Source organism: Corallococcus sp. Z5C101001 (assembly GCF_007352635.1).
In the GTDB taxonomy this organism is placed as follows: Bacteria; Myxococcota; Myxococcia; order Myxococcales; family Myxococcaceae; genus Corallococcus; species Corallococcus silvisoli.
In genome coordinates, this window is the sequence record NZ_VKLU01000006.1 from 172,364 (window position 1) to 193,764 (window position 21,401).

The window sequence follows — 21,401 nt, forward strand, 5'->3', positions numbered from 1 at the left end:
GAGTGGAGCCCATGAGTGGACATCCGCCTGAGCATGCCGCTGTGAAGAAGTCGTCCGGGGCGCGCATGGTGGGCCCCGGGCTGGGGCTGCTGGTCCTCGTCGGCACGGGAGTCTATGCCCTCGTCGCCTGGGTGGGCTTCGGGGCTCCAGCGTCACCCGGCGCGGCGCGGCCACCGGGCGCCACGGCGATGACGCCCGGCGCCCGGAGCGCCACCGCCCCGGCGCCCGCGCGCCCCGGGGAGCGGCCCGCGACCGCCAAGGCCGTGCCCGTACCTGCTGGAGCGCAGGACCCGGTCCAGGTCGAACGCGAGGCCGCGAAGCAGGCGGCGGTCCAGTATCGGGCGGGGCGCTTCAATGCCTTCTTCCGCAAGGAGGTCTTCCTCGAGGAGCTCACGCGGAACGGCGCCGGACCGAAGATCGCCGCGCTGAAGGACTCGCTGGCGGACCCCTCCGCCCTCCAGCAACTCCCCGACGGCGCCCAGTTCCTGGAGAGCAAGCCCGAGCCCGTGCTGGAGCGGATGGCGATGATCGACCTGCTCTTCGAACTGGCGCCCAAGGACACGGCCGCGCGAGACGCGATGACCTCGCTCGCGCTGGCCCCCATCGACCGGGGGCTGTCCGACTCGGTGAAGAAGGGTCTGGTCGGAGAGAAGTACGACCTCCTGTTCCGGCTCGCCCAGGTCGACCGGCAGCTCGCCGTCGACACCTACACGAAGCTGGAGAACGAGAAGCTCAAGAGCCTGCTGCTCGACGCGCTGGTCGCGGGATTGGCCGAATCAGGGGCCTCCCCCGATGAAGTCAGACGGATGACGCGTCACCTCTAGCAGCCCCGCCGTGGACATCTCCGCATGTCCAGACGTACCAGCGCACCCACGGCCCCCCAGTCGACTCACCGACCCCCGCCTCCGGGGGCTCGGGAGGGCTGCGTCTGCGCTGTATCCGCGAAGCACCATCCAACAGCAGCAAGGAGCGTATTGTGAATCGAGCCTGGACGCAGGGGTTGATTGGCGCGTGTTGTGTCGTGATGGGTGCCGCTTGTGGCGACGCACCCGAGGGTGCAACGGCTTCTCCCGAAGGCGTCCAGCAGGGGCCGGCGGATGTGCGGGCGGCCCTCGCCGCCCTGAAGCAGGTGGAGGTGGTGGACGTCAGCAAGGATGGCGTCCCCACGTTCATCCGCGGCAACCTGGGGACCGCCGACAGGTCGCTCGTGGCCCCCAAGGCCGGCGAGGCGCTGACCTCGGCGCTGAGCGCCATCGCCCCGGTGTTCCGCCTCCGCGTGGACGAGCTGCGCGCGCGCTCCTCCCGCACGGACGACATCGGCTTCACCCACGTCCGGTATGATCAGGTGCGCAAGGGCGTGCCGGTGGTGGGCGGCGAGCTCATCGTCCACGTCAATGCCTCCGGCGAGGTGTATGCGGCCAACGGCTCGGCGCGCGGAGCCGTGGAGCCGTCGACGCTGAGCCGCCTGTCGCCCCAGGAGGCGGCGGCCGCTGGCGCGGGCACGCTCAGCGCCCAGGGGGAGCCTCGCGTCGTCTACTACCTGAGCGCCGAGGGCGTCCTGTCCTCCGCGTACGAAGTGACGCGGGTGGGCACCCGCGAGGGCATGCCCGCGCGCGACCTGGTCTACGTGGACGCCGCCACGGGGAAGATCCTCGACGTGCACCCGCAGATCCACTCCGCCATGAACCGCAACCTCTACTCGGCCAACAACCAGTGGACGACGCCGGGCACGCTGCGGCGCAGCGAGGGCGGCGCGGCCACGGGCGACAATCACATCGACCGCAACTACGCCCACCTCGGTACGACCTACGCCTGCTACGAGACGGTCTTCGGCCGTGACTCGTTCGACGACCACGGCGCGGGCATCACCAGCACCGTCCACTACGGCTCCGGCTACGTCAACGCCTACTGGGACGGCGTGCAGGTCGTCTTCGGCGATGGCGATGGCGTCAACTCGGGCCAGCTCGGCCTGGACCTGGACGTCGCGTCGCATGAAATCACCCACGCGGTGACGCAGTACGAGTCCGGGCTCGTCTACCGCAATGAGTCCGGCGCGCTCAACGAGAGCCTGTCCGACGTCTCCGCCGCCATCTGCGAGAGCTGGTCCCGCGGCGGCGTGGTGGACGCGAACGTGTGGATGATTGGCGAGTTCATCTGGACGCCGGGAATCAACGGGGACGCGCTGCGCTACATGGGCAACCCGACGCAGGACGGCTCGTCCAAGGACTACTACCCGGAGCGCTACACGGGCACGGCGGACAACGGCGGCGTGCACTGGAACTCGGGCATCCAGAACCTGGCGTTCAAGCTGCTGGTCACCGGCGGCACGCACCCGCGAGGGAAGACCGCCATCAACGTGGGCGGCGTCGGCATGAACCGCGCGGCGCAGACCTTCTACTTCGCGGCGACCAACTACTACACGTCGACCACCACCATGTCCCAGGCCAAGGCCTACACCGTCCAGGCCGCGCAGGACCGGTACGACGCCTCCGTCGTGAACTCGGTGCGCAACGCCTGGAGCGCCGTGGGTGTGCCGTAGGCGTTGCAAGCGCAGTCCACCGAAACACAACCCAACGGAGAACCCATGAAGCACATCCTCATCGCATCCGCAGTCTTCGCAGTCTGCTTCTCGAGCACGGCCATGGCCCAGCTCTCCACCCGTTGCTTCCAGGACGACCAGCTCACCACGTCGGAGCTGGCGAAGGGGCGCAACGCGTGGGCTCGTCGGTGCGGCCTCATCACCGCCACGCGTGAGGCGTACCTGAATGGAGAGAACGAGTACCAGGTCTTCACCAACGGCTGCTACTCGTACCCGGCGGTGCCCGCGGGCTCCAGCTGTACGTTCTTCGTGCCCGCGGTGGAGTCGGCGGCCTGCATCCCCAACCTGACCAAGCTGGGGACGTGTGTCGCGGGCTGCGTCACGCCGAGCATGAAGGTGCAGTTCGCGGGCCGCATGGTTCCGGTGCCGGAGGCCTACGAGTCGGGCGTTCACACGGTGACGGCGCTGTCGCAGGACTCCACCGCGGACCTGCTGAGCTACGGCGAGCAGCCCATCCGCAGCTTCGTGGCGGGTGACACCCAGGAAGACATCTTCACGCTGGAGACCCAGGAGGGCCGCCGGCTGGAGGTGACGGCCGAGCACCCGATGGTCCTCGAGGACGGAACGATGGTGAAGGCCCGGACCCTGACGGCCGGTGACGTGCTGATGGGCGCCGACGGCGCGAAGCTGCACCTGTCCCGCGTGACGGTGTTCAGCTTCAAGGGCACGGTGTGGAACGTGCGTCCGGAGAGCAAGGAGAAGATCGAGAACGTGATGAACGCCGAAGGCTTCCTCACGGGCTCCGTGCGCTTCCAGAACGAGTGGGCGCAGGACGACTTCCGCCTGTCGCTGCGCGACGACCTCGACATCCGCGGCCTGTAGTCCGGCGCCGCCCCGTCCCAGGTCGTCCAGGTGGGGCTCCGGCGATGTCTCGCCGGAGCCCCGTCCTCCCGGGGAGGTCGCGCTCCCGAGGCCTCAGCCCTCGGTGCGCGACTCGGCCTCCACCGGAGCCAGGAGGCACCGCGCCGCGGCCCCGGTCCCCGAACCGGGGCGGAGAAATCTTTATCAGACGGCCTTGAAAGGGCCGCCTGTCTGACAAGGACGGAAAGCGTGGCCTGGTGTTCGCTAGGGCTGGACGGGTGTCGTGACCCCCAGGAGGACCTCCACCGTGTCCTGGGTGGTCCACGCCAGGTCGGGGAAGCCGTCCGCGTTCAGGTCGGCGGCCAGCAGCGACGTGGGGGGCGCGCCGGACGCGACCCGCTCGGGCGCTTCGAAGGTGCCGTCCCCCTTGCCAAGCAGCAGGAAGACCCCCCCCGAGAAGCTGGTGAGCGCGAGGTCGGGCTTCCCATCTTGATTGAAGTCCGCGGCCACGAGCTCGCCGGGCTCGTCGACGGGAATGCGGGACGTGGCCGTGAAGCCACCCCTCCCGTCGCCCTGGTGCACGGAGAGATAGCCGGAGGCGCCAAGGCCATGGGAGATGACCAGATCCACCCGGGCGTCGCCATTCACATCCAGGGTCGCGAACCGGAAGGGCTCGTCGTCTCCCGTTCCTCCCAAGAGATGCGAGGCCACGGCCCTCAGCGGTCCGCCCCGCTGCCCGAGCAGCACGTCGACGGTGAAGCTGTTGGTGTTGAGAACGAGGACGTCGGGCACGCCATCCTGGTTCACATCCGCGATGAGCAGGTCCCGGGGGAGGCCCGTGACGGAGTGGGGGCGGGCCTCGCCGAAGGTCCCATCCCCGCGACCCGCGAGCAGGGTGACGTTGAAGAAGCCGGCCGAGCCGGCATTCTTCGTCATGACGTCCAGGTTGCCGTCCGCATCGAGGTCCGCGACCTGCACCCGCTGGGAGTGATTGCCCAGGGAGTACGAGACGGCCTCCTGGAACGCTCCGTCTCCGCGTCCCAGGCGGACGGTCAGCGCGTTGGCGAAGTGGCCGACGATGAGCAGGTCCTGGTGACCATCCCGGTCGATGTCCGTGAGGGCCACGTCCATGGGCGTCGTGCCCGCCGCGAGGGAGTGGGGGGCGCCGAAGGCTCCGCCCCCTGTCCCTTCCAGGATGGAGACCTGCTCCTCGGCCGCCGCGATGAGGACCAGGTCGGGGATTCCATCTCCGCTCACGTCGGCGGCGTGGAGTCCCCGCGCCTGTCCCCCGCCCGCGGAGTGGGTCGTGCTGGCCTCCTGGAAGCCCAGCCATCGCGGTTTCGGAGGAGGCGGTGCGGGAGGGGTCGAGGAGCAGGCGAGCCCCGCGCAGCCAAGAAGCATGACAGTGGTTCGGAGCATGGCCCGGGGCGAGCGGCCCGCGGCCAACTCCGAGGTGAGACAGGACAGCGCGAGCCCGAAAGCAAGACGAGAGCGACCGAGAGGCTTCTCCATGAAAGAACCCGTGGCTTTTTGAGTGTCGTGGAATCCCCGAACACTGCCTTCAAGTCGCATTGACATACAAGTGTTGCCTTTCCAACCCCATCTCTGACGGCGGCATCGCCGCCCTTCGGAGGACTCCGTGCGCCGGAAGCCTTTCCGTATCATCGCGCTGGCCTCTGTCCTGGTGTTGCTGGGCCTGGGAGGCGTCTGGTGGAACCACTCCGGGGTGGCCGCCGCGGCCGCGGGAGGCGGCTCGACGGCCACGGGTGTCCCGTCGCCAGCGCCACCTGTTTCCGTCGCGGGAGCACCGTCGGGAAAGGACCCGACCGGGGCGCGGGCCTGGGTGGCGGGGATGCTCTACCGCTATGCCGCGAGCGCGGACCTGAAGGTCTCTTTTGGAAGGTCCCCGGGACAGGGCAAGGACGCGACCCATCCCGCCGGCATGCATTTCTCCCTCCGGGGTGAGTGGGAGGTCGGCGTCGTCTCCGTCAACGCCGAGGCCATCAAGCTCCGCGTGCACCTGAAGCCGAGCGTGTTCGAGTTGAGCGTCGAGGAGCAGAGCGCGATCGCGCCCGATGCGCGTCAGGCGATGATGGCCATCCTCGCGATGCCCTTCTTCGTGACGCTCGACAAGGCGGGGGCGGTGACGCTGACGCACTTCGAGCAGGGCGTGGACGAGCTGGCGCGCGGGCTGCTCCGGACCCTGGTGGCGTCATCCCAGTTCGTGGTGCGCGGGGTCCCTCCGGCCACCTGGCAGTCCGAGGAGTACGACACCTCCGGTCGGTACCTGGCGGACTATCAGCGCCTGCCCGCGAACCGCTTCGAGAAGCGCAAGAAGACCTATGGCGCGGTGGCGACGCCGCAGGGGCTCCTCCCGGTGGGGTCGGACCTGCGCTTGAGCGTCGGCGGCGTCACGAACATCGAGCTGGGCGAGGACCTGTGGCCGCAGTCACTGAACGGCCGGGAGCGGCTGACGGTGGACTCGGGCGAGGGCGTCCCCACGGTGACCAACGAGCTCGAGCTGAGCCTGCGCCTGCTCGAGCGGCGGATGGACCCTTCGCTGAGCAACGCGTTCGCGGCGCGCGAGCCCTTCCTGAGCACCGCCATGCTCGCCAGCTTCCAGGGGCAGGCGACGGATCCGCTCGCCCACCATCGACAGGTGCTGGGGAACCGGAGCCTCGACGACATCCTCAAGGAGCTGAGGGCGCTGCCCGAGGACGAGAAGGCCCGGGACGACGCGCGGACGCGGGCCCTGGAGCAGCTCCGGGCGCTCTTCATGCTCCGCCCCGCCGAGGCCCTCAAGGTCCCCGACCTGCTGCGCTCGGGGCTCACGCCCCTGGCCGCCAGTCCCCTGCTGGGGGCGCTCTCCGCGGCCAGCACGCCGGAGGCCATCCGCTCCCTGGTGGTCGCGTCCGGAGACACCGCGCTGGAGTCGGATGTCCGCATGGACGCGGTCTCCGCGCTGGGCTCGGCGGGTGAGCCCAACCGGGAGGGCGTGGATGCGCTGCGAACGCTGGCCCAGGATCCGGATCCGAAGCTGCGGGGCACGGCGACGCTGGCGTTCGGCAATGCCGCGTACCAGATGGGCGACACCGACGCGCGGGGCTCCGATGCCCTGGTCGAGGAGCTGAAGAACAACTACCGCGGCGCGCGCTCGCCGGAGCAGCAGTCCCTGATCCTGCGCTCCCTGGGCAACACCCGGGCGCCGAGCGCGCTGCAGACCCTCACCGACGCGCTGCGCTCGGAGTCTCCGCAGGTCCGGGAGTCGGCGCTGGTGGCCTTGCGCGCGATCCCCGGCCCCGAGGCGGACCGTCTCCTGGCGGAGCGACTCTTGTCAGACACCGTGTCGGAGGTGCGCAGGAGCGCTGTCTTCTCCTGCGGATTCCGTCCACTGGCCCCCCTGCTTCCGGCGCTGGGACAGGCCTTGCGCAAGGACACCTCGGATGGCGTCCGCGCGGACATCGTCCAACTCCTCGGCCAGGTCCGCGGCTCCGTGCCAGACGCCATGGCATTGCTGCGCTGGGCCAGCCAGAACGAGCGCCATCCCGAGATCCGCCGGATGGCCACGGTCTTCGTCGACACGCCCACGGGCGCCGTCCCTTCACAGCCGGGCTCCGACCTCATTCGCTGACGAGGACCTGACGCGACCGCTTCTCCTGGCGATTCCCAGCAATGGCAACACGCCTGGATTGCCATCAACCGACTGATGTCTGCGTTTTCACGGAGAGTAAAACCCGCTGGCTTCACCCAAGGAAAGGCCAAACATGTTCAAGTCCGTATTCCGTACCATCGCGCTGGCTGCGGTGGTGTTCCCGGGGTTCGCGGTCGCACAGAGCTATGTCGACCCGAATCCTTACGTGGTTCAGCCTGGGAAGTATCCGTTCGCGGTCTATCCCGCGGGCTATGTGATGAATGACCGGGTGGCTTGGGAGTCGCAGGTGGCTCCGTTCAACCCGAACACGACGTACACGGTCGGCCAGGAGTACGCGATCCTCCAGGACGAGACGAACAGGACGGGGGGCGTGCTCCAGTTGGATCCGACGGACTACACGCACAACATCACCATCCAGCAGGCGACGATCCCCGAGGCGTTCCAGCACCTGGTGCCGCCGCCCACGGAGATCATGCCGTGGACGAACCCGGTCCAGACGTTCAACAAGACGTACGTCCGCACGGAGAAGTTCGGCAACAGCATCTTCGGCGCCGGCTACTCCATCAACGCGGTGGTCACCGCGGAGACGGCCACGCAGACCGCGGAGAAGAAGGTCCAGTCCGTCGCGGAGGGCAAGATCTTCGGCACCGCCTTCTCGACGGAGAAGGAGCTGGTCCGCGGGCGGGCCAACGTGTCGGGCCAGGCCGGGGGCGCCAACAGTGGCACCGCGGCCCTGTACCTGCTGGGGCAGGAGATCTGGTCGAGCAGCCTGTACGCCGAGTACTCGCCGCCGCCCATCAACTGGAGCCGCACGTTCTTCTCTGTCTCCAAGACGTTCGTGGTGGGCCCGGTGCCCATCACCGTGAAGGCGGCGCTCGCCGGCGGAGTGAAGCTGACCGTCTACGGGCAGATTGGCCCGACGGTGGCCAAGTTGTCGGCGACTCCGGGCGGGTGGTCCAACGTCACGGCTTCGGCCTCGGTGGACGTCATCATCGTGGCGTTCGGAGTGGAGGGGAGCGTGGCCCTCATCAATGCGACCATGCCGTCCTCGGGTGAGCTGTTCTGGCCGGTGTGCACGCTCGACTGGAAGCTCAAGTCGGACCTCAACCTGAACACGCTGTCGGGCACGCTGAAGGCGTTCGCGAAGATCCGCATCCTCTTCTTCAGCAAGACATGGTGGGTGACCATCGCGAGCTGGCCCGGCATCACCCGCAACTGGGCGCTGCTGAACCTCACTGAATCGCAGCCGCTCGGCATCTGTTCCTGACGTCGTCGACGCAAGGACGGTCGCCACGCCCGAAGCGTGGCGACCGGCCCCCCCCGGTGTCAGCGCGGTGGTCGCCTTGGCTGGACACGGATGGCTTCAAGTCGGAGAGGTAAAGACCCACGGGCGGTGCAGCCGTGACTTCACCATTATACAGATTATCCAGCGAGCTAAATCACACTCACCTGGAGTACGATATCGCGACCGCACCTTCCCTGAGTGGAGGTCGCGGCTGCACGCGTTGCATCCCTCCGCGGCAGGCAAAGGAGCCCATCCTCATGAAGCGGAACCTCAAGTGCTCGCTGGCTGTTTCCCTGCTGTCCCTCATGCCGTCGCTTGCGTTCGCGGAGCCGCAGTACCACCACCAAGGTGACATCGAGCTGCTCACCCGGCGCAGCGAGTTCGTCAGCATCCGCGCCCAGGAGACGGTGCAGCTCCCACAGCGCAGCCGGGGAGGTGCTTCGTCGTCGCTCGCAGCCACCGTCCCGGAGACCTTCTTCATCGCCAACTGGACTGGCGCCAACTTGTTCCCCGGATACAGCCTCTACGGAACTCCCACCTGGCTGCCGCCCTACCCGTTGGGCTCGAATCCGCCGCCCAACATCACGGGCTACTTCCGGATGAACCTGCCTCCCCTCACGGCAGTGAGCCAGTACTACTACTACACGAACAACGAACGGGACCCGGCCAACCCCGGCGCGAAGACGTGTGTCTGGCAGCTGGTGGTCTCCGTCTCCGGCGGCGTCTGCTCGGCCACCCTCTACGCGACCACCTACGGCATCGCGACCTGCGCCTTCGATGCACGGCAGTCCCACATCGAAACCGACACATGCGAGACCCAGGTCACCACCATCATCCAGTGAGCTGAATCACGCGCCCCTGGCGGCCTCGCCGCGCGCCGCGACTTCCCCGCGGGGAGGTCGCGGCGACCGGTTCAAGAACACGCGCTTCCTGGAGACCCTCCACGCTGGGCTCGAAGCACATCAGACGCCCCGTGAATGGGTGGACATCCAAAACACAGTCATTGAAAAGGCATGGCGTGGCAACGTCCGCGCCACGGGTTGAAGTACGGCAGGCCCGTATGCCTCACGATGTATCGTGAGCAGCCCTGCGGAATCGCTCGCGGGGCGTCAGGCCCCACGGACAGCTGTATGGGTACAAAGCGCTGCTCGGCGGCGGCGGGTAGGAGTCTGTGGGTTCGGGAACAGGCCCCCGGCGCCCTCCCAGCCCCACGCCCGCCTGTAGGGCCACGAACGAACCGGGCCGTTCCTCGCGGCCCACCCACTGTTCTCGCGGGTCCTCCCCTACCCCTTCCGTGTCCGTGACCCCGTTGAGACAGGGGTGCAGCCCATCGATGAGGGCGAGGTCCGGGGGAGTCTTGGCACGGCGCGGTCCTTCCTGCCTCGGGTGGGGGGCCGTCCACCCCTGTTCACTTCGCGACGCGCTGGCATCCAACAGCCAACCTCCCGGACCCGGCAGGCAGGCAGATGCGCACCGCGTCGCGACAGCAGTTCACACCGGCTCGGGGCTGGGGCAGATTGCGCCGCATGTCCACTCCCGGCCGACTGTCCGGTCTCCTGCTTCCCCTCTTCTCCCTGCGTTCCCGGACGGACTTCGGCATTGGCGACTTTGGCGCCATGGACGGTTTGTTCTCGTGGATGAAGGCCGCGCGTCAGCGCCTGTTGATGGTGCTGCCCCTGCTCCCCACCGCGCCCGGCGACCCCAGCCCCTACGCCACGCGCTCCGCGTTCGGACTGAACCCGCTCTTCATCGACCTGGCCCAGGTGCCGGAGTTCCAGGCCACCGGCGGCGAGGCCGCGCTCAGCGAGGCGCAACGTCATCAACTGGGTGAGGCCCGCGCCGCGCCGCGCGTGCGCTACGACCTGGTGTTCCCGCTGAAGGACGCCGCGTTCGCGCGCGCCTTCGACCACTTCGAGAAGCACGAGTGGACGCCGCGCACGCCGCGCGCCCAGGAGTTCCAGAAGTGGCGTGAGTCGCAGGGCGAGTGGCTGGAGAGCTACGCCCTCTTCACCGCCATCAGCGAGAAGGAGGACCGCCGTCCCTGGTGGGAGTGGCCGGAGGGCCTGCGCACCCGCCAGCCGGAGGCGCTGGTCGCCATCCAGCAGCAGGGCCTGGAGCGCCGCGTGCGCTACCACGCCTGGCTCCAGTGGCTGGCCGAAGCCCAGTGGAACCAGGTCCGCGCCCAGGCGAAGGCGAAGGACGTGCTCCTGTGCGGCGACGAGCCCTTCATCATCGGACAGGACAGCTCCGACTGCTGGGCCCACCCGGACATCCTGCGCCGCGACGCGCGCCTGGGCGTGCCGCCGGACGACTTCTCCGCCACGGGCCAGGACTGGGGCCTGCCCTACTTCGACTTCGCCGCGATGGAGAAGGACGGCTACGCGTGGCTGAAGAAGCGCGCGGCCAAGGCGGCCAGCTACTACGACCTGCGCCGCGTGGACCACGCGGTGGGCTACTTCCGCCAGTGGATCCGCGACGAGAAGAACCCCACCGGCTACTTCGTCCCGTCGGACGAGGCCACCTGGCGCCGCCAGGGCGAGAAGCACTTCCGCCTGCTGTCGGAGGGCGCGGGCATCGTCGCCGAGGACCTGGGCGTCATTCCCCCCTTCGTGCGGCAGATCCTCGCGGACCTGCGGCTGCCCGGCTACCGGGTGCTGCGCTGGGAGCGCGACGACAACCACTACCGCGACCCGCACGCGTTCCCCGCCGTGTCGCTGGTCACCACCGGCACGCACGACACGGAGCCGCAGGCCGAGTGGTGGGAGCAGGCGCGTGAAGACGAGCGCCAGAACGCCGCCCGCGCGTGGCCGGAGTTCCAGGGCGTGGCCGTGACGCGCGACTTCACTCCGGACATCCACCGCGCCACGCTCGCCGCCGCGCTCAACGCGGGCTCGGACCTGTGCGTGCTGCCGTGGCAGGACGTGCTGGGCACGCGCGACCGCATCAACCTGCCCGGCACCATGGGCGACGCCAACTGGGCCTACCGCATCGCGCAGGACACGGACGCGCTGCTCACGCAAGCGCAGACGAAGGACGCCGCGGAGCGCCTCGCGTGGCTCACCGCCTCGTCCCGCCGCTAGGGTGACGCTCCCACCCCGGGGCCGCCGGACGACGGCCGCCCCGGGAGTCAGCCCCGCGGCGTCAGTCCTTGACGCACTTCACCTGACCGGGGAAGCCGTCGAACACCGCGCAGCGGCGGTTGGCCTTGGCGCAATCCAGCCGGTCGCAGATGTCCTCCACGACGCACAGCGGGGGCGAGCGGCCGAAGTCCAGGAACAGCTCCGCGCAGAAGCGGAAGGGATCCGCGCACCCGAGCGAGCCGCAGTAGGGCGTGTCCGCGAGGCTCTCGCCCTCCTTGAGCATGACGACCTCGTCCTCATTCACGCCGCAGCCGGTGGCGAGCACCAGCGTGGCCGACAGCAGCATCGCGATTCGCCGGACCATAGGTCCCCGAATCTGACGCACCCCGGGTCCGGTTGCACGCGCCACGGCGGCGCTCGAAGGTTGGCTGACACTGACCCCGCCCCCGAGGTCGCGGAATGCGACACTCGCCCCACAAAGAAACATTGGGAAACGCGTCGGGGCTGGCCATCCGGTAAGAAACGTGACGTGGCCGACGTCCGACTCCTCCGATTCCGCTCCGCCGTGCCCCTCGCGCTGGCCGTGGTGTTGACGGCATGCGCCACCGCCCCCAATCCGACCAACGGACCGAAGGTGAGGTCCCTGGACATCGAGGGGACGAAACAGGTGAAGGAAGGGGACATCAAGGACCGCATCCTCACCTCCTCCACGCCCTGGTACGCGTTCTGGCCCTTCGGCAAGGCGCACTTCTTCGACAGCAACGCGTGGCAGGCGGACCTGCGCCGCATCGAGCGGTTCTACCAGGCGGAGGGCTACTACCAGGCGCAGGTGGAATCCAACGAGGTGACCCCCGACGGCGACGAGGCCGTGCGCCTGCGGGTGGTGGTCAACGAGGGCGCCCCCACCGTCATCAACGCCATCGAGCCGCACGGCCTGGAGTCGCTGGAGAAGGGCAAGGACCTGCCGTCGCGGCGCGAGCGGGAGCGCATCCTGGAGGAGCTGCCGGTGAAGGTCGGGGACGTGTTCCGCGAGGACACGTGGGAGGCCACCAAGGAGCTGGTGCTCCAGCGGCTCAAGAACCTGGGGTACGCGGAGGCGGAGGTCGGCGGCGAGGTGCGCGTGGACGAGGCCACGCAGAAGGCCGTGGTGGACCTGCGAATCACCCCCGGCCTGCGCTACCGCTTCGGCAACATCTTCATCGCCACGGACGCCAACCCCCAGGTGCCCCCCCGCCGCATCATCGAGCAGGCGCAGGGCGCCGTGCACAAGGGGGCCTACTTCAGCGAGGCGGCGCTGGCGGAGGCCCAGGCGCGCGTCTTCCGCATGGGCGTCTTCGGCGCGGTGAAGGTGAACCGGGGCGCGCCGGACCGGCAGAACGCCACGGTGCCGGTGGTGGTGGACGTGCGCGAGTCGCCCTTCCACTCCGTGCGGCTGGGCGGCGGTATCGGCGTGGACGCCGCGCGGCAGGAGGGCCGGCTCCTGGGGGAGTGGACCAACCGCAACTTCCGCGGCGGCCTGCGCCGGCTCACGCTGCGGGGCCGCGTGGGCTACGCGTTCATCCCCAGCGTGCTGTCCAGCCTCCGCTCGGAGGAGGGTTCCCAGAGCGGACCGGTGTTCACGCTCACGACGGAGTTCGAACAGCCGCGCTTCCTCTTCCGCGACCTGAGCCTCCAGGCCTCCGTCACGGGGGAGAAGGGCCTCCAGCAGGCGTACTCGTTCTACGGCGGCTACCTGAAGGCGGGCGTCATCTGGCAGCCCCACCCGTCCTTCTCCGTCTTCCCCTCGTACAACCTCCAGCTGTACCGGCTGAAGGGGCAGGTGACCGCGGATGAGAGCGTCCCGCCCATCATCCTGGGCTGCACCAACCCGAACGGGAAATGCGACGTCGCGCTGAGCTTCCTGGAGGTGGCGTTCGCCTGGGACCGGCGGGATGACCGCACCGAGCCGCGCGCCGGCTACTACCTGGGGTTCTCCATCCAGAAGGGCGGCGGTCCCTTCTTCGGCAACTACACCTACGTCCGGCTGCTGCCGGACCTGCGCTACTACTACTCCCTCGGCGAGAAGAAGAACGTGACGCTCGCGGTGAAGCTGCGCCTGGGCACGTTGGATCCGGCGGGCGGCGGCCAGAGCTCCATCGTCACCCGCTTCTTCTCCGGCGGCGCCGCCGCCATGCGCGGCTTCAACGGCCAGCGCCTGTCGCCCATGACGCCGCTCGCCCCCACCTACAAGAAGGACGGCGACGGCAACGTGCTGCTGGACATGAACGGCAACCCCATCCTGGAGTCGTGGGACACGGTGCCCGTGGGCGGCAACAGCCTCTTCGAGAGCGCCGTGGAGCTGCGCTTCCTGGTCACGCAGAGCCTGATGCTGGCCGTCTTCTACGACTCCGGCCTCGTGGGCACGGAGAACCTGGTGGGCAAGAACGCCCCCAAGGTGTTCGGTCCCGAGCACTACCACGCGGTGGGCGCCGGCCTGCGCTACCTCACGGTGGTGGGCCCCATCCGACTGGACATCGCCCGGCGGTTGAACATCGGCCAGGGATTGCCCGTCACCGACCCCGCATACATCTATCCGTCCTCGGGTGGCTGCCTGGGCTTCGGACGCAAGTTCGACAAGACCTCGACCTCCGCCAGGGACGCATTCGCGGGTGCCCCCGAAGGGCTGTGCGCGATCCATATCTCCATCGGAGAGGCGTTTTGAGCGAGCCCACGACCCCCGCACCCGCCCCGCCCCACCGGCGCCCGCGCTGGGGACGGCGGCTGCTGTGGGGGCTGCTCGGCCTGCTGGGCCTCATCGTACTCCTGGGGGTGGGCGCGCTGGTGTTCGCCACCAGCGCCGGGGGTTCGGCCCGCATCGCCCGCCTTGGCGTCGACCAGGTGAACAAGCAGCTCGCCGGCCGGCTGGAGCTGGGCGGGTTCGACCTGGACCTGGACGGCGCGGTCCTCACCGGCGTGAAGCTCTACACCCCGGAGGGCGAGCTCGTGGCGGAGGTGGCCCGCGTGGAGGCGCGGCTGAACCTGTCGCCGCTCCTGAGCCAGCGGGTGGACCTGACCAAGGTGCGCATCGAGACGCCGCGCCTGTATCTGGTCCAGGACGAGCGGGGCCTCAACCTGATGCGCGCGCTGGAGCCCCGCGAGCCCAAGCCGGAGGAGCCCCCCACCCAGAGCCAGAGCGCCCTGCGCATCCTCCTGAAGGACTTCGAGCTGAGCCACGGCTTCGTGGACTTCCGACAGGAGCTGCCCGACGGCGGCGAGCGGCAGGTGCGCCTGGAGGAGCTGGGCGCGAAGGGAGCGGGCCACTGCGCGCTGGCGGACATGGACTTCGCCGCGGACCTGCAGGCCACGGGCGGCCTCACCCGTCCGCTCACGGGCCCGGTGTCGCTTGCCCTCAAGGGCCAGGGCAAGGACGTCGCGCGACAGGTGGAGGCGCAGCTGGGCCTGGCGGGCGTGGAGGCGGACCTGGGCGCGAAGCAGACCGGAGAGAAGGCCGCGTCCGTGGAGCTGCGCAAGCTGGTGGTGCCGCCCGGACCGGTGAAGGCCTTCGTGCCCGCGTACCCGCTGGTGGTGCCCGTCGAGGCGACGGGCACCGCGTCCCTGGACGGAGACGTCGCGCGCGCGAAGCTGGGCGCGTCCGCGGGCAAGGCCACGCTGGACCTGACGGGCGACGTGAACCTCAAGACGCTCCGCACGACGGAAGCCACCGTGAAGGCGCGCGGGGTGAACCTGGCGGAGCTGATGGAGGACGGCATCCCCACCCGCATCGCCGCGGACCTCACCGCGCACGGCGGCGGCGACAGCGTGGAGACGCTGGAGGGCGACGTGGCCCTCACGGTGTCCCCTTCGGAGTACCGGGGCCAGTCGGTGGGGCCCATCGAGCTCAAGGCGACCGCGAAGGACGGCCACTACCAGGTGGGCAACCTGCGGGTGCTGATGCCGGGCGCGGCGCTCATCGCCTCGGGCCAGGGCACCGCGAAGTCCCTGGAGGCGCGCGGCAGCCTGTCCGCGGGCGACCTGAAGCTGTTGTCCCAGGCGCTGGACAAGCTGCTGCCTGGGGGCACCGTGCCGCCCATGTCCGGCAGCGGCTCGCTGGAGTTCCAGGTCCAGGGGCCTCCGCGCTCGCCGGGCGTGAAGGCGGACGGCAACTTCGTGGCGCTGAACTACGGCGACATCGCCATCAAGGACCTGTCGCTCAAGGCGAACGTGCGGGACGTCACCCGCCCGCTCACCACCGACGCCACCGTGCTGGTGAGTGAATTGAAGACCGGGGGCCGCACCTTCCGCGACCTGTCCGCGGCGCTCACCACCAGCGCGAACCGCGAGCTGAAGGCGAGCGTGCGCGTGGACGGCGACGCGAAGCTCGCGGTGGGCGTGGAGGGCACGGTGGACGCGGACAACGAAGGGCTCGCGATGCGCACCTTCTCGCTGTCGTGGCCGGAGGCCACCTGGACGCTCCAGCAGCCCACGCACCTCGCCTTCGGCGGAGGACGCATCGCGCTGGCGCCGCCGCTGTCGCTCGCTTCGGAGTCGCAGACGCTGAAGGTGGCGGCGGTGAAGGACGGCGAGCGCGTGGACGCGCGCATCGACCTGGGCGCCTTTGACTTGTCGAAGCTGCCACGCCTCGCGGTGCCGGAGTCGCTGGGGCTGGGCGGCATGCTGTCCGGCCACGTCGCGGCGAAGGGGCGCCTGACGAGGCCGGACGCGGACGTGGACCTCGCCTGGGTGGATGGCCGGGCGCGCGGCTATACGGGCCTGGGGCTCCAGCTCAAGGCCCAATACTCGAAGGACCGCGCCACCGGCACGCTGGCCGCGAGCCTGAGCGCGGGGCACGTGTCCTCCCAGTTCGACGTGCCGGTGCAGGGCGTGCTGCGGCGGCGCAACGAGCCCCTGTCCCTGACCGTGAACCTGGAGAAGCTGGACGTGGCGGAGGCGCTGAAGCTCGCGGGCCAGCCGCCCGGGCCGTCCGGGCAGATCGCCGGCAGGCTGACGGTGACCGGCTCCGCGAAGGACCCTCGCCTGGGCATGAAGGTGGTGGGCGACGGGCTGCGCTACCCGGGCCGGCCGGAGGACCTCTTCGCGCAGACGCTGGGCTTCGAACTGAACGCGAACTCCGACGAAAACGACGCGACGCTGGGCGCCCGGCTGGACGTGAAGGGCCTCGCGCCGCAGGCGTATGTCGTGCTGAAGACGCCCTTCACGCTGAGCGGCCTCATCGCGAAGCCGCCCACGCCCGCGCGGGCCCTGGAGACCCCGCTGCGCCTGGAGGTGCTGGTGGCGGAGCTGCCGCTCAGGCTGCTCCAGGGCATGGAGGGCGTGGACAAGCCGGACGGCATGGTGACGCTGAAGGCGGACGTGACGGGCACCGCGCTCGCGCCGGTGGGCCGGGTGGAGCTCCAGGGTCGCGCGGTCACGGCCAATGGCCTGCCGCCGCTCAACGGCTCCGCGCTGGTGCTGGCGGGCGACGACGATGTGAAGCTGACGCTGGACGTGCAGCGCCCCAACGGACCGCTGGCGACGCTGGAGGCGCGCGTGCTGGCCCCGCTGGGGTCGCTCCAGGACCGCGAGGTGGCGGGCCGCGTGCCCTTCCGCCTGAAGGGCCGCGTGGGGCCCGTGCCCCTGGATGAGATTCCCGGACTGGTGCCCCAGCAGGGCCACGGCAACCGAGGGCCGCAGGGCGTGCTGTCCATGGAGCTGGTCGCGCGCGGCACCCCCGAGGCCCCCGAGGTGGAGCTGAACGCGGGCCTGCAGGGCCTGGGCGTCGCGCAGACGGCGCTGGGGCAGGCGCGGCTGCACTACTCGTATTCAGAGGCGAAGTCCCTCATCGACGCGATGCTCACCGCGCCCGGCGGCGGGTCGCTGGTGCTGGGCGGCACCATGGAGTTGGACCTGTCCCTGCCCGCGCTCCAGTCCGAGCAGGGGCCCGCGAAGAAGCTGGACCGGGCGCCGGTGGAGCTGTCGCTGCGCGCGCGCCGCTTCGACCCGACGTTCCTCTCCGGCATCTCCCCCTACGTGCGCACGCTGGGCGGGTTCATCCAGGCGGACGCGAACCTGGGCGGCACCGTGGGCGCGCCCACCTTCAAGGGCAGCCTGGGCTGGAAGGACGGCCGGCTGGGGTTGATGGGCTTTGGCGAGTACAACGCCATCCAGCTCGCGCTGAACGCGTCGCAGGAGCGCATCGAGCTCAAGCAGCTCACCGCGAAGTCGGGCAACGGCACCCTGGAGCTGACGGCCACGGCGAACCGCCAGGGCAAGAACGGCGAGTTCATGCTGGAGGGCAAGGGCAACACCAAGAACCTGCCCATCGTGGTGGAGGACCAGCTGCTGGCCCTCCTGTCGTTGAACCTGTCGATGAAGGGCAGCCTCACCGACCGGCTGGTGAACATCAGCGACCTCTCCATCCCGGAGGCGCACGTCGAGCTGCCGGAGGCCAAGCGCAAGGACCTGCAGCCGCTGGAGCGCCCCGCCGACGTGGTGATGGTGCGCAACGGCGTGCCCGTGGACAAACGCAAGCGGAAGCAGCCGACGCCCGCGCAGGTGGAGGCGGAGCAGAAGGCGGCGAACCCGCGCAACGCCCCGGACGCGCCCGGCACGCCTGGAAACCCGGGCACGCCCGCCACCAGCGGCGGCGCGGGCAATCCCCCGTCGCAGTACGAACCGCCGCAGGCCGAGCCACGGCTGGCCGACCTGGAGAACAGCGAGGAAGAGGAGGAGGAAGCGCCCCAGCGCCAGTTCTGGGTGAACATCAACGCGCCCCGCAACCTGTGGGTGCGAGGCTCGGACCTCAACATCCAGTTGGGCCTGTCCGAGGGCTTCCGCGTCGAGTACGCCAACGAGGCGCGCATGTTCGGCGAGGTGATGGTCCTCCTGGGCCGCGTGGACGTGCTGGGGCGCCGCTTCGACGTGCAGCGCGACAGCCAGGTGCGCTTCACCGGCCCGGTCCTCACGCCGTACATCAACGTCACGGCGGAGTACCGCAACGAAAACGCGGCCGTGACCGTCTACGTCACCGTGCGCGGCCAGGGGAAGGACATCACCCTCAAGACGAGCAGCGACCCGGCCCTGCCGGAGTCGGAAATCTACACGCTGCTCGCCACCGGCCGGCGCACGCTGGAGCGCGGCTCCGGCGCGTCGGTGAACGCGGGCGCGCAGGCCGCGTCGGTGGTGGGCTCGTATGTCGCCAACGAGGCGCGCAAGGCCATCGCCGCGAAGCTGCCCTTGGACGTGCTCTCCATCGAAGCGGGCGACAGCGGCATCGCCGGCACCAAGCTGGAGGTGGGCACGTACGTGACGGACAAGATCTACGTGGGCTACACCGGCCGCGTGGGCGCCAACCTCCAGAAGGGGGAGAACGCCAACGCCGTGCGCTTCCAGTACCTGTTCAGCCCGCGCTGGAGCCTGGAAGGCATGTACGGCGACGCGCGCTCCGGCGGTCTGGACCTCATCTGGACCAAGGAATACTGAAGGCCGCGCGCACGGGTGGGGCCAGCCTGACTCAAGAACCGCATGGGAGCAGCGAATCGACCCCCAGGTGCGAGGGACATGGGGGCGTGGGGGCGGGGTAGAGTTTCGGACATGGGGACCCCTGCGCTGATTCGTCGGAAGTGTTGGTCGTTGCTGGCCGTGGGCCTGCTGGCGGTGGCGGGCTGCTCGGATTCGAGTTCGCCGGGCGATGAGCCCGGACCCGGGACGGATGGGCCTGGGGTGACGCCGGGCGATGGCACGGACTGCCTGGGCGCGAAGTTCCTGGACTCGTTGGGCAAGAGCAAGCTGCTGGTGGGCGCGCAGATGGAGGACGCCACCGCGGCGAAGGCGCCCTTCGACGTGCGCTACCTGTACATCGCGGCGGGCCTGTTCGATTCGAAGGACGCGTGCAATTCGTGCGCTTCCGGGTGCACCTCCGGCGGCACGTCGTGCTCCAACAGTGGGCCAGGCTGCGGGTGGTGGGGCTGCTGGCAGTACGACCAGGAGCCGCCTGGCGCCTACGTGCGGGACTTCATCGCCGCGACGAAGGCCCAGGGACAGCTGCCGTTCATCACCTACTACGAGGAGTTCCAGGCGAGCGGCTACAGCGAAGGCCGGCAGCAGCTGGCGGCGCTGAACGACGCGAAGTTCCTGGAGCGCTACCTGGCGGACTGGCGGTTCCTGCTCAAGCAGGTGGGCCAGGAGAAGGTGCTGCTGCAGATCGAGCCCGACATGTGGGCCTACCTCCAGTTCTTCCCGGCCGATGGCAAGGCCCAGTCCACGGCGGTGGCGGTGAAGGCGGCGAACCCCACCGACTGCGGTGGCCAGGAGAACAACGCCGCGGGCCTGGGCAAGTGCATGATCGCCATGGCGCGCAAGTACGCGCCCAACGCGAAGGTGGGCCTGCACGCGAGCGCGTGGGCGACGAAGACGGACGTGTCGGCGAACACGGACGCGTCGTTCAACGTGGCGGGGGAGGCGAACAAGGTCGCGGACTTCCTGCTGTCCGTGGGCGCCGGGGACACCGACTTCGTCACGGTGGAGGCGTCGGACCGCGACGCGGGCTGGTACCAGGAGACGCAGGACAAGGCGACGTGGTGGGACCCGGAGAACCGCAAGCTGCCGCACTTCCAGCAGGCGTTCACCTGGGCGAAGGCCGTCTCCGCGCGGCTGAACAAGCCGCACCTGTGGTGGCAGCTCCCGCTGGGCAACATGAGCCTGCCCAACCGCGACAAGCAGTGGCGCGACAACCGCGTGGACTACTTCCTCACCCACCCGGGTGAGGTGGCCGCGGCGGGCGGCGTGGGCATGCTCTTCGGCGCGGGCAACTACGAGCAGACCACGCCGGAGTCGGACGGCGGCAACCTCCTCAAGCGCGTGAAGGCCTACAAGGACGCGGGCGGCCAGGCCGCGTGCGTGAAGCCCTGAGCAGGTGAGCGGTGCCACGCGCCCGGCGATGTGGCCGGGCGCGGTGGACTCCGGTCCTACGCGCGCGCCCGCGCTCGCCTGGGTGCCGCGGGCCTCTTCGCGGTCGTCGCCTTGCGTGACGGTTTCCCCTCGGTGCTTGTCTTGCGCTTCGTCGCGACAGGCGCCTTGCGTGACGGCTTCTCCGTGGCGCCTGTCGTGCGCTTCGTCGCGACGGAGACCGGAGCCTTCCGGGCGGGCTTCTTCGCGACACGGGCTTCTTTCCGGGCCGGCTTCTGCGCGGCCTGACCTTGCTTCCGGGCCGGCGTCCGCGCAGCACTGGCTTCCTTCCGGGCCGGATTCTGCGCCCGGGCTGGCTTCCGCGCGGCCTGGGCTTCCTTTCGGGCCTGGAGCTTGTGGATGGCTTGCGTGGCATCCGGCGTCTCGCAGGCGGTGTCGCCGTGATCCACGTCCACCCGGCCCAGCCGCTTCGCCGTCGCGAGCGCCGCGCCCTGGAGTGCGCCCCCGGTGCCCCCCAGGTTGATGAGCGCACGGTTCATCGCATCGCGGACACGGTTCTTCGCGGTCGGCAGTTCCTGCTCGATGCGCTTCACCCAGGGCCGCAGGTCCTCTGCTTCGAGCAACTGTGTCTTCGCCAGCAGCGACGACAGCGTCTGCCAACCCGCGCGCCCCAGCCATTCAGCCGGAGAGCGTGTCCACTCGAGGGCCTTCACCGCATGCGGTGAGGACAGCACCACGTTCGTCACGAAGACGTCCGTCAACGCGTACCAATCAAGCTGCTTCGCCCAGGTGTCCAGCTCCGCCCAGGACAACGCGGGCGCGTCCACCACCATCGTCGCCAGCAGCCGCGCCTCCGCATGCCCCGTCGCCCACAGGGCACGGGCCAGCACGGAGTCCGTGCCGATGCGCTTCTTCAGCGCCGTCAGCGGGCCGAAGTTCACTCCTGACAGCGGCTCGGGAGCACCGTGCCGCAAGAAGGTCTTCCGCGTCTGGGGAGAGCCCAGCCGCTCCAGCTCCGCCATCGTCTCTTTGAGGGTCATCGCGCGCGGAGTCTGGCACGGCCCGGGGCCCCTCGGGCAGGCGCCAACAGCCGCTCCCAGT

Annotated in this window: 13 protein-coding genes; 10 read left to right on the forward strand and 3 right to left on the reverse strand. The window is 69.8% G+C overall.

The window, feature by feature from the left end; translation table 11 throughout:
• The first annotated feature begins 11 nt into the window (after positions 1-11).
• From FOF48_RS15840 to FOF48_RS15850, 3 genes are all read left to right on the forward strand, one after another.
• On the forward strand, positions 12-824 hold the full coding sequence (locus tag FOF48_RS15840) for a hypothetical protein (protein WP_143902470.1): 813 nt from the start codon (positions 12-14) through the stop codon (positions 822-824).
• Positions 825-976: 152 nt separating this feature from the next.
• On the forward strand, positions 977-2,539 hold the full coding sequence (locus tag FOF48_RS15845) for a M4 family metallopeptidase (RefSeq protein ID WP_255442238.1): 1,563 nt from the start codon (positions 977-979) through the stop codon (positions 2,537-2,539).
• 102 nt (positions 2,540-2,641) lie between these two features.
• Entirely contained in the window at positions 2,642-3,421 is a 780-nt protein-coding gene (locus tag FOF48_RS15850; RefSeq protein WP_235686108.1) for a Hint domain-containing protein, read from the forward strand.
• Positions 3,422-3,664: 243 nt separating this feature from the next.
• Here FOF48_RS15850 and FOF48_RS15855 read toward each other — a convergent pair whose 3' ends face one another.
• On the reverse strand, positions 3,665-4,657 hold the full coding sequence (locus tag FOF48_RS15855) for a VCBS repeat-containing protein (RefSeq protein ID WP_161667055.1): 993 nt from the start codon (positions 4,655-4,657) through the stop codon (positions 3,665-3,667).
• A gap of 382 nt (positions 4,658-5,039) precedes the next feature.
• Here FOF48_RS15855 and FOF48_RS15860 point away from each other — a divergent pair, with 382 nt between their 5' ends.
• The 4 genes from FOF48_RS15860 to FOF48_RS15875 all read left to right on the forward strand — a co-directional run bounded on the left by FOF48_RS15860 (position 5,040) and on the right by FOF48_RS15875 (position 11,417).
• Positions 5,040-7,031: a HEAT repeat domain-containing protein gene (locus FOF48_RS15860; RefSeq protein WP_143902476.1), complete on the forward strand. Its 1,992-nt coding sequence runs from the start codon at positions 5,040-5,042 to the stop codon at positions 7,029-7,031.
• Positions 7,032-7,164: 133 nt separating this feature from the next.
• Positions 7,165-8,319, forward strand: a complete 1,155-nt coding sequence (locus tag FOF48_RS15865; protein WP_143902478.1) for a hypothetical protein — start codon at positions 7,165-7,167, stop codon at positions 8,317-8,319.
• A 275-nt stretch (positions 8,320-8,594) separates the two neighbouring features.
• Entirely contained in the window at positions 8,595-9,179 is a 585-nt protein-coding gene (locus FOF48_RS15870; RefSeq protein ID WP_143902480.1) for a hypothetical protein, read from the forward strand.
• Positions 9,180-9,863: 684 nt separating this feature from the next.
• The gene (locus FOF48_RS15875) at positions 9,864-11,417 is read left to right on the forward strand and encodes a 4-alpha-glucanotransferase (protein ID WP_143902482.1); all 1,554 of its coding nucleotides are present in this window, start codon (positions 9,864-9,866) and stop codon (positions 11,415-11,417) included.
• Positions 11,418-11,478: 61 nt separating this feature from the next.
• On the opposite strand, the gene FOF48_RS15880 is transcribed toward FOF48_RS15875, so the two are convergent.
• Positions 11,479-11,781 carry a hypothetical protein gene (locus FOF48_RS15880; RefSeq protein ID WP_143902484.1) on the reverse strand — a complete coding sequence of 101 codons (303 nt, stop codon included), beginning with the start codon at positions 11,779-11,781 and terminating at the stop codon, positions 11,479-11,481.
• Between the two features lie 165 nt (positions 11,782-11,946).
• On the opposite strand from FOF48_RS15880, the gene FOF48_RS15885 reads away from it, so the two are divergent.
• The 3 genes from FOF48_RS15885 (at position 11,947) to FOF48_RS15895 (ending at position 20,303) form a co-directional block, all read left to right on the forward strand.
• Positions 11,947-14,118 carry an outer membrane protein assembly factor gene (locus tag FOF48_RS15885; RefSeq protein WP_255442239.1) on the forward strand — a complete coding sequence of 724 codons (2,172 nt, stop codon included), beginning with the start codon at positions 11,947-11,949 and terminating at the stop codon, positions 14,116-14,118.
• Positions 14,115-18,875, forward strand: coding sequence for a translocation/assembly module TamB domain-containing protein (locus FOF48_RS15890; protein WP_143902486.1), 4,761 nt, complete (start codon positions 14,115-14,117; stop codon positions 18,873-18,875). The genes FOF48_RS15885 and FOF48_RS15890 overlap by 4 nt, the downstream gene beginning before the upstream one ends.
• A gap of 111 nt (positions 18,876-18,986) precedes the next feature.
• Positions 18,987-20,303: a hypothetical protein gene (locus FOF48_RS15895; RefSeq protein WP_268903978.1), complete on the forward strand. Its 1,317-nt coding sequence runs from the start codon at positions 18,987-18,989 to the stop codon at positions 20,301-20,303.
• Positions 20,304-20,359: 56 nt separating this feature from the next.
• Here the strand turns inward: FOF48_RS15895 and FOF48_RS15900 are convergent, their stop codons facing one another.
• Positions 20,360-21,340, reverse strand: coding sequence for a DNA alkylation repair protein (locus FOF48_RS15900; protein ID WP_161666158.1), 981 nt, complete (start codon positions 21,338-21,340; stop codon positions 20,360-20,362).
• Positions 21,341-21,401 lie beyond the last annotated feature (61 nt).

Bases quoted from the DNA above. Each gene is read 5' to 3' on its own strand.
- FOF48_RS15870 (WP_143902480.1), top strand. From the start codon at position 8,595: ATGAAGCGGAACCTCAAGTGCTCGCTGGCTGTTTCCCTGCTGTCCCTC.
- FOF48_RS15880 (WP_143902484.1), bottom strand. From the start codon at position 11,781: ATGGTCCGGCGAATCGCGATGCTGCTGTCGGCCACGCTGGTGCTCGCC.
- FOF48_RS15840 (WP_143902470.1), top strand. From the start codon at position 12: ATGAGTGGACATCCGCCTGAGCATGCCGCTGTGAAGAAGTCGTCCGGG.
- FOF48_RS15895 (WP_268903978.1), top strand. From the start codon at position 18,987: ATGGGGACCCCTGCGCTGATTCGTCGGAAGTGTTGGTCGTTGCTGGCC.
- FOF48_RS15850 (WP_235686108.1), top strand. From the start codon at position 2,642: ATGGCCCAGCTCTCCACCCGTTGCTTCCAGGACGACCAGCTCACCACG.
- FOF48_RS15900 (WP_161666158.1), bottom strand. From the start codon at position 21,340: ATGACCCTCAAAGAGACGATGGCGGAGCTGGAGCGGCTGGGCTCTCCC.
- FOF48_RS15865 (WP_143902478.1), top strand. From the start codon at position 7,165: ATGTTCAAGTCCGTATTCCGTACCATCGCGCTGGCTGCGGTGGTGTTC.
- FOF48_RS15875 (WP_143902482.1), top strand. From the start codon at position 9,864: ATGTCCACTCCCGGCCGACTGTCCGGTCTCCTGCTTCCCCTCTTCTCC.